This window comes from Pseudomonas sp. NFACC08-1 (genome assembly GCF_900106735.1).
Taxonomy (GTDB): Bacteria; Pseudomonadota; Gammaproteobacteria; order Pseudomonadales; family Pseudomonadaceae; genus Aquipseudomonas; species Aquipseudomonas fluorescens_Q.
In genome coordinates, this window is sequence record NZ_FNNL01000027.1 from 1 (window position 1) to 12,842 (window position 12,842).

Consider the following 12,842-nt stretch of genomic DNA (forward strand, 5'->3'; position numbering starts at 1 on the left):
CAACTTCAACCACTTGCGCTTCCGATCTCTCGTTAGCGGGAGGCGAATTCTACAGCGTTACTCGCTGCTGTCAACACCTCTTTTTCACCGCTTTCGACCGAGAAGATCGAACCGCCGATAGAGCCAAACAACACCGCTCCACCTGCTCCTTCCAGGCTTCGATGAACTGAAGCCCCGCACCTTCGAAACCTACTTAACTCATTGAATCTCAAGGAGTTTTCCGTTTCGACTGCGCCGGAAGTGGGGCGAATTATAGACTTCCAGAATCTGCCGTCAACCCTTAATTTCGCTTTTCTATCAATAAGTTGCGCAACACTGGCAAACCCACTGCTTTCGCCCTTATGAATCGTCCTCTATATAGAAGAGAAGACTCATAGAACCCCCGCCTCTCTGAACGCCGTCACCGCGACTTCGTCCAACCCCAACACTCGCTGCAAGACCTCCAGCGTATGCTCCCCTAATAAAGGGGGCGCATTGCGATATTCCACCGGCGTCTCGGAGAGTCGAATCGGACTGGCCACCTGCGGCACGCTCCCAGCCAATACGTGAGGCAATTCCATCGCCAATCCACGCGCCTGCACCTGAGGATCGGCAAACACCTGGGCCAGATCGTTGATTGGCCCACACGGCACACCCGCCTGCTCCAACTGAGCCACCCACTCGGCGGTAGTCTTGAACACCGTCGCCTGGCGAATCAACGGAATCAACACCGCCCGATTCGCCACCCGCAGCTTGTTTGTGGCAAAACGCGGATCGTCGGCCCACTGCGGCTGACCTGCGACCTCAGCGAATTTTCGGAACTGGCCGTCGTTACCCACCGTAAGGATGAAATCGCCATCGGCCGTAGGAAAATCCTGATAGGGCACGATGTTCGGATGAGCATTGCCCAACCGCTTCGGCGCATGACCTGTGGTCAGGTAATTCATCGCCTGATTGGCCAGGCAAGCCACTTGGACATCCAGCAAGGCCATATCGATGTGCTGGCCGCCGCCGGCATGATCCCGATGAGCCAGCGCCGCCAAAATAGCAGCAGTCGAATACAGCCCCGTGAGGATATCCGTCAGCGCGACTCCCACCTTCACCGGCCCCGCCCCCTCATCGCCCTCTGGGCGGCCGGTCAGGCTCATCAAGCCCCCCAACCCCTGAATCATGAAGTCATACCCGGCACGCTTGGCATAAGGGCCCGTCTGGCCAAACCCAGTGATCGAGCAATAGATCAATTGCGGATTGATCGCCTTTAGCGACTCGTAGTCCAGACCATAAGCCGCCAGCCCGCCAACTTTGAAGTTTTCGATCAGGATATCGGACTTAGCCGCCAGCTCTCGCACCAGCCGCTGCCCTTCTGGACGCGTGAAATCGATGGTCACCGACTGTTTGTTGCGATTGGCCGACAGATAATAAGCAGCCTCGGTCGTGTTCTCGCCTCGGGCATCCTTAAGGAAGGGCGGCCCCCAGGCGCGCGTATCGTCGCCATTGCCGGGACGCTCGACCTTGATGACATCAGCCCCCAGGTCCGCCAGGATCTGTCCGGCCCACGGCCCGGCCAGGACTCTCGATAAATCCAATACCCGCAGATGTGAAAGCGCGCCCATGACCGTTCTCCTATTAATAGAACGCCTGGATACCGGTTTGCGCACGCCCCAGGATCAGCGCATGAACGTCGTGGGTGCCTTCATAGGTGTTTACGACTTCCAGGTTCACGAGATGACGAGCAATGCCGAACTCATCGGAAATACCGTTGCCACCCAGCATGTCCCTCGCCATGCGAGCGATATCCAGGGACTTGCCGCAGGAGTTGCGCTTCATGATCGAGGTGATCTCGACCGCCGCCGTGCCTTCATCTTTCATACGCCCCAGGCGCAAGCATCCCTGCAAGGCCAGGGTGATTTCGGTCTGCATGTCGGCCAGTTTCTTCTGGATCAACTGATTGGCAGCCAGAGGACGCCCAAACTGCTGTCGGTCCAGCGTGTACTGGCGAGCGGTATGCCAGCAGAACTCAGCTGCCCCCAAAGCCCCCCAGGAGATGCCATAACGCGCCGAGTTCAGGCAGGTAAACGGGCCCTTCAGGCCGCGGACATCGGGAAAAATGTTCTCTTCCGGAACGAATACGTTGTCCATGACGATTTCGCCAGTGATGGAGGCGCGCAGGCCGACCTTGCCATGAATAGCCGGTGCACTTAGACCCTTCCAGCCCTTTTCGAGAACGAAGCCGCGGATATCGCCAGCGTCATCCTTACCCCAGACGACAAACACATCGGCGATCGGACTGTTGGTGATCCACATTTTGCTACCCGTCAGGCTGTAGCCGCCTTCCACTTTGCGCGCACGAGTAATCATCGCACCCGGGTCGGAACCATGGTTCGGCTCGGTCAGACCAAAGCAACCGATCCATTCACCAGACGCCAGCTTTGGCAGATACTTCTGTTTTTGCGCTTCGGTACCGAATTCATTGATCGGCACCATGACCAGCGAAGACTGCACGCTCATCATTGAGCGATAACCGGAATCGACGCGCTCGACTTCGCGAGCGATCAGGCCATAGCTGACGTAGTTCAGCCCACTGCCGCCGTACTGTTCAGGAATGGTTGCCCCCAGCAGGCCCACTTCACCCATCTCGCGGAAGATCGCCGGGTCGGTCTTCTCATGGCGGAACGCTTCCAGCACCCGCGGCGCGAGCTTTTGCTGGGCGAACTGCTCGGCAGTGTCGCGGATCATGCGTTCTTCTTCGGTGAGCTGCTGATCCAGCAACAATGGATCGATCCAGTTGAAGCTCGCTTTACCGGCCATGAAAGAGTCCTCGCCAATTAGATGAAAATCGTGGATTGATCCTAGGCGCGCTTTCCTACAAGGGCAAACGAGGATTGCGCACTATCTTGTGCTAATTTCTCACTCCGTAAACGCCATAAACCCCGTTTATGTCGATATTGAGTGAGGCTTGTGTACATGCGCCGTAAAATCCCCAGCACCACCGCCCTGATCAGTTTCGAGGCTGCCGCACGTCATGAGAGCTTCACCAAGGCGGCGCACGAGCTTTCTCTTACCCAAGGCGCTATCTGCCGACAAATCGCCAGCCTGGAAGACTTCCTCAGCGTGGAGCTTTTCCGACGCTCACGTCGAGGCGTCAAACTGACCGAAGCCGGCCTTTCCTACAGCCGTCGAGTTGCCACCCAACTGGATGCCGTCGAGCGCGACGCTCTTTCGGTGATGGGGCATACCGGTGCGAACGTGATCGAACTGGCCGTGGTGCCAACTTTCGGCACTCAATGGCTGCTACCACGCCTCAAGGATTTCCAGCAGCAGCATCCGGAAGTCACCGTCAACCTGACCAACCGCACACGGCCCTTTCTCTTTGCGGACACAGAGTTTGACGCCGCTATCTATTTTGGTGATGCGGACTGGTCCGGCACCGAATCCCACAAGCTGATGGGCGAAAATCCGATGCCGGTATGCAGCCCTACCTTACTGGGAGGCCGGACGAGCCTGACACCAGAGGCCATCGCCGAATTGCCCTTGCTCCAGCAGACGACTCGCCCGTATGCGTGGCGCCAGTGGTTCAACGCCCAGAACCTGAATATTGCGCGAGACCTGACAGGGCCGCGTTATGAACTATTCTCCATGCTCGCCCAAGCGGCTATGCACGACATGGGTATCGCGCTGATTCCGCCCTTTTTGATTCAACGCGAACTGGCAGAGAAACGACTGGTCGTGGCCAACCGTAACGCGCTGTCGAGCATCAAGGCTTATTACCTGATGATTCCGGAGCGAAAGGTTGAATCCGCCTCCCTTCGGGCTTTTCGTGACTGGCTCGTGAAACAAGCCAACGGCTATCTTATTGATTATTAATAAAAAAACGAAAACAGACTTAGGTAGTAAACTAACAGAGGTCGCTACAGATATAAGTTTATGTCGCATTCAGTCAATCTGTTACCGAACCCGTGCAGTAGTCTCCAAAGCGTCTAAATACATGGCCTGGAGCCATATCGCGCAATGCATCAGCGCTTATTCATCTGGCCGATGGGAAAAATTGTCAATTTGGACCTGAATCCTTGGAAAGCACGGCCCACAAGGGCTGCCGTTCGATAATTGCGACATTCGGTCACAGGGTGACTTGTAGTTAATTTTCCGTCACCCGTCATAATCCCTTGAAGGGCTGAATTTTCGCCTGCAAAATGCCGCGCCCCGCCTGGTTTGGCGGGATCGTGCTGATCGGCCGCCCCAGCCGCACCATCCGAAGTGCCTGGGTTTACTCAATAAGATCACGCAGGAGATTTGACGTGCACATTGGTGTTCCCCTCGAAACCCAAACGGGTGAAACACGGGTTGCTGCTACCCCGGAAACCATCAAGAAGTTGATCGGCCAAGGCCATAAAGTCACTGTCCAAAGCGGCGCCGGTATCAAGGCCAGCGTAATTGACAGTGCCTATGAGGCGGCGGGCGCAACCATTGGCAGCGCCAGTGATGCATTCGGGGCCGAACTGATCCTCAAGGTGGTGGCCCCCAGCGACAGCGAACTGACGCTGATCAAGAGCGGCACCGTTCTGGTGGGCATGCTCAATCCGTTCAACAACGAAACCATCGCCAAGCTGGCCGAACGCGGTATTACCGCTTTCGCCCTTGAGGCCGCGCCACGTACCTCCCGTGCCCAAAGCCTGGATGTGCTGTCGTCTCAAGCGAACATTGCTGGCTACAAGGCCGTGCTGCTCGCCGCTCATCACTATCCGCGCTTCATGCCGATGCTGATGACGGCAGCGGGCACCGTGAAAGCGGCGCGCGTGCTGATTCTCGGCGCGGGCGTGGCGGGGTTGCAGGCGATTGCCACCGCCAAGCGCCTGGGCGCAGTGATCGAGGCTTCGGATGTGCGTCCGGCGGTCAAGGAACAAATCGAATCCCTCGGCGCCAAATTCGTCGATGTGCCTTACGAAACCGACGAAGAGCGTGAATGCGCCGTCGGCGTCGGTGGTTACGCCCGGCCCATGCCGGCCAGCTGGATGCAGCGCCAGGCCCAAGCGGTGCACGAGCGCGCCAAGCAGGCGGATATCGTCATCACCACCGCACTGATTCCGGGCCGCAAGGCACCGACGCTGCTGAATGCCGAAACCGTCGCGCAGATGAAACCTGGCTCGGTGGTCATCGACCTCGCGGCAGCCCAGGGCGGTAACTGCCCGCTGACCGTGGCCGACCAGGTCGTGATCGAGAATGGCGTGACCATTTGCGGCCCGACCAACCTGGCCGGTGAAGTCGCGGCCGACGCTTCGGCGCTGTACGCCCGTAACCTGCTGGACTTCCTGAAGCTGGTCTTCACCAAGGAAGGTCAGTTCGACGTGAACCTGGAAGACGACATTGTTGCCGCGTGCCTGATGTGCCGCGACGGCCAAGTCATCCGTAAAAACGCCTAAGCAGGGATTCAGACAATGGAAGAGCTTATCTCCCCCGGTATCTACAACCTGATCATCTTTGTGCTGGCGATTTATGTCGGTTACCACGTGGTCTGGAACGTGACACCTGCACTGCACACGCCGTTGATGGCGGTGACCAACGCCATTTCGGCGATCGTGATCGTCGGCGCCATGCTCGCTGCCGCACTGACCGTAACGCCTCTGGGCAAGACCATGGGCACCCTCGCCGTGGCCCTGGCCGCGGTGAACGTCTTCGGTGGCTTCCTCGTGACGCGCCGCATGCTCGAGATGTTCAAGAAAAAAGCCCCGAAAGCCGTAAAAGAAGAGGCGCCCAAGTAATGAGCATGAACCTGGTAACGACGCTCTACCTGATCGCGTCAATCTGCTTCATCCAGGCCCTCAAAGGCCTGTCCCACCCCACCACCTCTCGCCGTGGCAACCTGTTCGGCATGCTCGGCATGGCGCTGGCGGTGCTCACCACTGTGGGCCTTATCTATAAGCTCGGTGCTGAGCTGGCGACTGCCGGCATCGGCTACGTCATCGTCGGCCTGCTGATCGGCGGCACCGCGGGCTCGATCATGGCCAAGCGCGTCGAGATGACCAAGATGCCGGAGCTGGTGGCGTTCATGCACAGCATGATCGGCCTGGCGGCGGTGTTCATTGCCATCGCCGCCGTCGTCGAGCCGCAGTCCCTGGGTATCGTCAAGCAGCTGGGTGATTCGATCCCCGCCGGTAACCGTCTGGAGCTGTTCCTCGGCGCAGCCATTGGTGCAATCACCTTCTCCGGTTCGGTGATCGCGTTCGGCAAGCTCTCGGGCAAGTACAAGTTCCGCCTGTTCCAGGGCGCACCGGTACAGTTTGGTGGCCAGCACAAGCTCAACCTGATCCTGGGCCTGGCGACGCTGGGCCTGGGCCTGATGTTCATGTTCACCGGCAACCTCGGCGCGTTCGCCTTGATGCTGGCCCTGGCGTTTGTTCTGGGCGTGCTGATCATCATCCCGATCGGCGGTGCGGACATGCCGGTGGTGGTCTCGATGCTCAACAGTTATTCCGGTTGGGCCGCAGCGGGCATTGGCTTCTCGCTGAACAACTCGATGCTGATCATCGCCGGTTCGCTGGTGGGTTCGAGCGGTGCGATCCTGTCGTACATCATGTGCAAGGCGATGAACCGTTCGTTCTTCAATGTGTTGCTCGGCGGTTTCGGCAACACCGCAGATGCTGCTGGCCCGGCAGGCTCCAAAGAAGCCCGCCCAGTGAAATCCGGCTCGGCTGACGACGCGACCTTCCTGCTGACCAACGCCGACACGGTGATCATCGTCCCGGGCTACGGCCTGGCAGTGGCCCGGGCGCAGCACGCGTTGAAAGAACTGACCGAGAAGCTGACGCACCACGGCGTAACTGTCAAATACGCGATCCACCCGGTGGCTGGTCGCATGCCCGGGCACATGAACGTCTTGCTGGCCGAGGCCGAAGTGCCTTACGACCAGGTGTTCGAGATGGAAGACATCAACTCCGAGTTCGGCCAGGCCGACGTGGTGCTGGTGCTTGGCGCCAACGATGTGGTCAACCCGGCGGCGAAGAACGATCCGAAATCGCCGATTGCCGGCATGCCGATCCTCGAAGCCTTCAAGGCCAAGACCATCATTGTCAACAAGCGCTCGATGGCCAGCGGCTATGCGGGCCTGGACAACGAACTGTTCTATCTCGACAAGACCATGATGGTGTTCGGTGACGCCAAGAAAGTCATCGAAGACATGGTCAAAGCAGTGGAATAACGCTCACGGCTTCGCCATCAACGCCCCGACTCGTCGGGGCGTTTTGATTTGTATCAAGGCCGAACGTTACCGATCCGGTAATAATGTTTTGCCTGAAACGCCCGTAATAGAGGCCTTAAATGCGACCTTTGTAGCGGGTCGGGCACCGCGCGAATTCACTAGACTGCGCATCTTGCTTTCCAGCCCGAGATAACAACCTATGTACCGTGATCGCATCCGCTTGCCTTCGTTATTGAATAAAGTGATGAGTGCTGCCGAAGCAGCCTTGTTGATTCAGGACGGCATGACCGTCGGCATGAGCGGCTTTACCCGCGCCGGAGAAGCGAAAGCAGTGCCCCACGCCCTGGCTGAGCGCGCCAAGGTCACTCCGCTGAAAATCAGCCTGATGACGGGCGCGAGCCTGGGTAACGACCTCGACAAGGAACTCACCGAGGCCGGCGTGCTGGCGCGGCGCATGCCATTCCAGGTCGACAGCACGTTGCGCAAAGCGATCAACGCAGGCGAGGTGATGTTCATCGACCAGCATCTCTCGGAAACCGTTGAACAACTGCGCAACGGCCAGCTCAAGCTGCCCGACATTGCCGTGATCGAAGCGGTGGCCATCACCGAGCAAGGGCATATCGTACCGACCACATCGGTAGGTAATTCGGCCAGTTTCGCCATCTTCGCCCGGCAAGTGATCATCGAGATCAACATGGCCCACAACCCGAACCTGGAAGGGCTGCACGACATCTATATCCCGACTTATCGCCCGACCCGCACCCCCATCCCCCTGGTGAAGGTCGACGATCGCATTGGAAGCCCTGCCATCCCGATCCCGCCGGAAAAAATTGCCGCCATTGTCATCACCAACCAAGGGGACTCGCCTTCCACCGTCGCGTCACCGGACAGCGACACCCAGGCCATCGCCGATCATCTGATCGACTTCTTCAAGCAGGAAGTTGCGGCCGGGCGCATGACCAACAAGCTCGGGCCGTTGCAGGCCGGGATTGGCAACATCGCCAACGCCGTGATGTGCGGGCTGATCGATTCCCCGTTCGAAGACCTGACCATGTATTCCGAGGTCCTGCAGGACTCGACATTTGACTTGATCGACGCTGGCAAGCTGAGCTTCGCCTCCGGCAGCTCTATCACGCTGTCGAGTCGACGCAACGCCGATGTATTCGGAAATCTGGAAAGGTACAAGGACAAGCTGGTCCTGCGCCCACAGGAGATCTCCAACCATCCCGAGGTCGTACGCCGCCTGGGCATCATCGGTATCAACACCGCGCTGGAGTTCGACCTGTACGGCAACGTCAACTCCACCCACATCTGCGGCACTCGGATGATGAACGGCATTGGCGGTTCGGGGGATTTCGCCCGCAACGCCCACTTGGCGATTTTCGTGACCAAGTCGATTGCCAAGGGCGGCGCCATTTCCAGTGTCGTGCCGATGGTCAGCCATGTGGACCATACCGAGCACGATGTCGACATCCTGGTGACCGAGATCGGCCTGGCCGACCTGCGTGGCCTGGCGCCAAGGGAGCGGGCACGAGTGGTCATCGACAATTGTGTGCACCCGTCCTACCGCCAAGCGTTGAATGATTATTTCGAAGCAGCGTGCGCCCTGGGTGGGCACACCCCGCATATCCTGCGCGATGCACTGAGTTGGCACGTCAACCTAGAAGAAACCGGGCGCATGTTGGCCGTCTGATACAGCTGGATCACCGCTATCGCAAATACAGTTTTGCTTGAAGGCCCTCACTTGAGCCTGATGCAACAAAAACTGTACTGCTGTACCGGTGTTTTCTTACAGTCTTTTCCCACAAAACATCAAACAATCACCTAAAACGCACCAATAACGTGCAGACAGGTACAGTTGCCTCAATATTGACCAGTACACCGCTCTTTAACAGTTAACTGGTCTCTCACAATACAGGTGAACTGTATCTAGAGAGACTGGCCAAACGAGAGGATCATGAGCACCAGTTAAACCACTACCTAATCCCGCCACAAGCGGAAGGATGTCAACCATGGAACGTACACTCAGTTCCGAGCTGTTTTTCGAAGACAAAGCTGAAAAAAACCAGGCTTCCCTGCCTCTTCGCGTTATCGCTAACCTGATGTTGTGGCAGCGCCGCATCGCCAGCCGCCATCAACTGGCTCGTCTGGATTCGCGCCTGCTGGCTGACGCCGGAATCAGCGAAGCACAACGTTACGAAGAGCTGAGCAAGCCGTTCTGGCGCTAACTCAGCGTCGCTGGCCCTGACCCACCGGGTCCACCGCCAGCACCGAATTGAACAAACAAGACCCGTCGCGGGAAACCGCGACGGGTCTTGTCGTTTCCGGGCCCTTTTTTTTTGGAAGACCTGAGAGACACAACAGTTTTGCACAATCCAAAAACATACCAGTACAGTTAAGCTTGAACCGTAGCGCCCAATGCGGGCATCATGCTGCCGATGACCGTCGCAAAGGGCTGTCAGCCAACGCTTTCTGTCCTAATATCGATGCGAACGTGGCGAAGCGAGTCGAGCATGCGTCTCCTCTTCCAGCTACACGCACCGGTATCACCTCATCCTTCAAGGAGTTTCCTCATGATCCGTCTCCGCCTGCTCAGCGCAGTTGCCCTGCTGGCCGTAGCCGCCCACTCCAACGCCAGCAGCTTCATCGTCACCACCGACTCCATCGTCGGAGCACTCAAGGCCACCTCCGACGTGACCTCCGATGCAACCTCATCCCTGCGTGACAACAAGATCGTTCAAGCCGCCCGTGACGACGCTGCCAGCTTCGTGGCCAGCGAAGGCGCCATCCGTGGTGTGAAACTGGAAAGTGCCCTGGACTACATCCGCCAGCAGGCACCACAGCTCAACGCCACCGATGCACAGCTGGCCCAGGCGATCCTGGTGATCTGATGCAACATGAAACATCGGGCGCCAAATGGTGTTCCGATGTTTCAACGCTGGCTCTGGCCCGCAGGTTTGCGCTAGCCTTCAGGCTCGCCATCAACCGTCGAGCCCCATGCGTTTTTACTCAGATCTGTTCATCGCGTCTTTCTTCGTAGTTTTTTGCTGGTCTGTTCCGGCCCATGCTTTCGATGTGTCCACCCAGCAAGTGGTGGTCAGCGGCTATGCCACGAGCATGGTGACCTCTGCGCCCTTCGACCATAAACTGATCGTCGCCGCTCACGATGACGCCGCGGCATTCGTCGCCAGCGACGGGCAACTGCGAGGTGCACAACTGGAATCGGCCTTGGATTACCTGCGCCGAACCCAGCCAAAACTTCACGTCAGCGACCTTGAACTGGCACAGGCAATTCTCGTCCAATAGTTATCCTTATTTCTCCGGAGTCGTTCCATGCGTAGCCCGCTGATTGCTGCCGCCCTAGGCCTGCTGGTGTTGGCCGATGTGGCCCAGGCACATACCCTGGTAGCCACCAGTAACATCATCGTTCGCGCTTCCCAGCGCACGATCGATTTCACTTCCGACACCACCACCTCCATCCGTGATTCGAAAATCGTCCGCGAAGCCCACGACGATGCGGCCAGTTTTGTCGCCAGCAATGGTGAAATTCGTGGCGCTCATCTCGAGGCCGCCTTCGACACCTTGCGCACCCGCGTGCCGGAAGCCCGCGACGCCAGTGACCAAGTTCTCGCCGAAGCCATCCTCGCATTGTGAGGCGGTTCGCCGCCTGGCTGGCGGCCGGGGTCTTGCTGCTCACGAGCAGCCTGGCCCAGGCCGGCCTGCAACTGCACCTCAACGTCGAAGGCCTGAGCCCGGCGCAACAGCAGGCCAGCCAGGCGCTGCTCGATGAAGCCATGCAGGCGCTGCCGCCGCGCTTCATCGAGCGACTGGACCGACGCATCGATGTCGGCTGGACCGACCAGATGCCCGCCAACGCCTACGGCCAGGCCTCGCTGGTGTCGCAACTGGACCTCAACAGCAACCTGCTCGACAGCCTTGTCGACGGCAGCGCCGCGAGGCAAAAGACCCATCGCCCCCACGGCACCGTGCGACGGGAAATGCTCGCCACCGTCCTGCACGAACTGACCCACATTTATGACCGCTCGCGTCTATGGCCAGATGCCGAGCGTACGCTGATCCAGCGTTGCACTCGACGCAACAGCAGCGCCGGCTTGATCGGCCTTCCCGATGAATGCCGGGGCCAGAACGACCGCCGCTTCACCCTCAGCGATGATCCTCGCTTGCTGGACCTCGCCGGCTGGCCACAATACGTTGGCCGGCGCGGTGAGCGGGAACAGCACAACCGCCAGGTCGCCCGCAGCCCGGACCTCTATGAAACGAGCAGCTCCAAGGAGTTCGTCGCGGTCAACATGGAGTACTTCCTCCTCGACCCAAGCTACGCCTGCCGACGCCCCGCCCTGTATCGCTATTACCAGGCACACTTCGGCTGGGCACCTGCCGCCAAGGACACCTGCGCCCAATCGTTCGCGTTCCTCAACGCCGGCAATGACTTCGCCAAGACCCCACTGGGCAAAGTTGATCCAGAGCGGGTCTATGCCATCGATTACCTGCTGGCCGAAGCCAACCAGAACTGGGTGAGCCGCTGGGGCCACAGCATGCTCCGGCTGGTGATCTGCGCACCGGGTCGCCCACGTGGCCCGGACTGCCGACTGGATCTGGACCAACACCTGGTGCTGTCGTACCGCGCCTTCGTCGGCGATGTGCAGCTATCGAGTTGGGACGGGCTGGTTGGCAAATACCCGTCGCGCCTGTTCATATTGCCGTTGGCCCAGGTGATCGATGAATACACCAAGACCGAGTTGCGCAGCCTGGCGTCGGTGCCGCTGAACCTGTCGCGCACCGAGATCGAGGAGACGGTCGAGCACGCCGCCGAAATGCATTGGAGCTACGACGGCAACTATTACTTCCTGTCCAATAACTGCGCAGTGGAAAGCTTGAAGCTGCTGCGCAGCGGCAGCAACAACGCGCAGCTCAACGGCCTGGACAGCATCATGCCCAACGGCTTGTTGGAAGTCCTCAAGGGCCGGGGCCTGGCGGATACCAGCGTGCTGGATGATCCCAAGGAAGCCTTGCGCCTGGGCTACCGCTTCGACTCGTTCCGCGAGCGCTACCAGGCGATGTTCGATGTGCTGAAAAAGTATCTACCGATCAAGCAGCAAACGGTGGAAGACTGGCTGGCCCTGGATGCCGCCGAACGCCGCGTCTGGTTCGAACAGGCCGACCTGCGCACCAGCGCGGCATTGTTGCTGCTGGAACAAGCCAGTTATCGCCGGCAATTGTTGTTGGCGCAGGATGAAGTCAAACAGCGCTACCTCGGTGCCCGTGAATTGCAAAACGGCGGAATGGAAAGGGCTAACGCGACGCTGCAGCAGATCCTCGCCAACAGCGGCTTCCTGAGCCGTCCGGCCGAACTGCTGGGCAGCAGCGGCTACGGCTTGCCACAACCCAGCGAGTGGCAACGCTTGGAATCGGAAAGCAGCTTGCGTCAGAAACAGCTTCAAACGCTGACAGGCGACCTGGACAAGGAAGTCCGGGCATTGCTTGAGCCGAGTCGCGCCGCTGAAATTGCTGCCAGCGAGGCCAATGTGAAAGCGATTGGCGAGCATTTGCGCAAACTGCACAAGGCCGGGGGCGGGTTGGAATTGCCCTGACGAGCACTGCTTGAAGCAATAACAAAAAGGGGTTCAGAACCAAGCTCTGAACCCCTTTT

Annotated in this window: 12 protein-coding genes; 10 read left to right on the forward strand and 2 right to left on the reverse strand. The window is 58.9% G+C overall.

Features of this window, described 5'->3' with window-relative positions:
* Positions 1–371: 371 nt before the first annotated feature.
* Both BLU76_RS29835 and BLU76_RS29840 read right to left on the reverse strand, forming a co-directional pair.
* Positions 372–1,592 carry a CaiB/BaiF CoA transferase family protein gene (locus tag BLU76_RS29835; protein ID WP_092150697.1) on the reverse strand — a complete coding sequence of 407 codons (1,221 nt, stop codon included), beginning with the start codon at positions 1,590–1,592 and terminating at the stop codon, positions 372–374.
* Positions 1,593–1,605: 13 nt separating this feature from the next.
* Entirely contained in the window at positions 1,606–2,787 is a 1,182-nt protein-coding gene (locus tag BLU76_RS29840; protein WP_014335919.1) for an acyl-CoA dehydrogenase, read from the reverse strand.
* A gap of 156 nt (positions 2,788–2,943) precedes the next feature.
* On the opposite strand from BLU76_RS29840, the gene BLU76_RS29845 reads away from it, so the two are divergent.
* From BLU76_RS29845 to BLU76_RS29890, 10 genes are all read left to right on the forward strand, one after another.
* Positions 2,944–3,843, forward strand: coding sequence for a LysR family transcriptional regulator (locus BLU76_RS29845; protein ID WP_063323528.1), 900 nt, complete (start codon positions 2,944–2,946; stop codon positions 3,841–3,843).
* Between the two features lie 431 nt (positions 3,844–4,274).
* On the forward strand, positions 4,275–5,396 hold the full coding sequence (locus BLU76_RS29850) for a Re/Si-specific NAD(P)(+) transhydrogenase subunit alpha (RefSeq protein ID WP_092225698.1): 1,122 nt from the start codon (positions 4,275–4,277) through the stop codon (positions 5,394–5,396).
* 15 nt (positions 5,397–5,411) lie between these two features.
* Positions 5,412–5,735: an NAD(P) transhydrogenase subunit alpha part 2 gene (locus BLU76_RS29855; protein WP_003187010.1), complete on the forward strand. Its 324-nt coding sequence runs from the start codon at positions 5,412–5,414 to the stop codon at positions 5,733–5,735.
* A complete protein-coding gene (locus BLU76_RS29860) occupies positions 5,735–7,171 on the forward strand; it encodes an NAD(P)(+) transhydrogenase (Re/Si-specific) subunit beta (RefSeq protein WP_063323529.1) in 1,437 nt (478 codons plus the stop codon). Before BLU76_RS29855 ends, BLU76_RS29860 begins: the two co-directional genes overlap by 1 nt.
* Positions 7,172–7,370: 199 nt before the next feature.
* Positions 7,371–8,864 carry an acetyl-CoA hydrolase/transferase family protein gene (locus BLU76_RS29865; RefSeq protein ID WP_003196443.1) on the forward strand — a complete coding sequence of 498 codons (1,494 nt, stop codon included), beginning with the start codon at positions 7,371–7,373 and terminating at the stop codon, positions 8,862–8,864.
* A 319-nt stretch (positions 8,865–9,183) separates the two neighbouring features.
* A complete protein-coding gene (locus tag BLU76_RS29870; RefSeq protein WP_003187014.1) occupies positions 9,184–9,399 on the forward strand; it encodes a DUF1127 domain-containing protein in 216 nt (71 codons plus the stop codon).
* A 345-nt stretch (positions 9,400–9,744) separates the two neighbouring features.
* Positions 9,745–10,062, forward strand: coding sequence for a DUF2388 domain-containing protein (locus BLU76_RS29875; protein WP_003196441.1), 318 nt, complete (start codon positions 9,745–9,747; stop codon positions 10,060–10,062).
* 106 nt (positions 10,063–10,168) lie between these two features.
* Positions 10,169–10,477 carry a DUF2388 domain-containing protein gene (locus tag BLU76_RS29880; protein ID WP_063323531.1) on the forward strand — a complete coding sequence of 103 codons (309 nt, stop codon included), beginning with the start codon at positions 10,169–10,171 and terminating at the stop codon, positions 10,475–10,477.
* Between the two features lie 27 nt (positions 10,478–10,504).
* Complete coding sequence (locus BLU76_RS29885) at positions 10,505–10,825, forward strand: DUF2388 domain-containing protein (protein WP_003187020.1); 321 nt, start codon at positions 10,505–10,507, stop codon at positions 10,823–10,825.
* Entirely contained in the window at positions 10,822–12,783 is a 1,962-nt protein-coding gene (locus tag BLU76_RS29890; protein WP_092225700.1) for a DUF7844 domain-containing protein, read from the forward strand. Before BLU76_RS29885 ends, BLU76_RS29890 begins: the two co-directional genes overlap by 4 nt.
* Positions 12,784–12,842 lie beyond the last annotated feature (59 nt).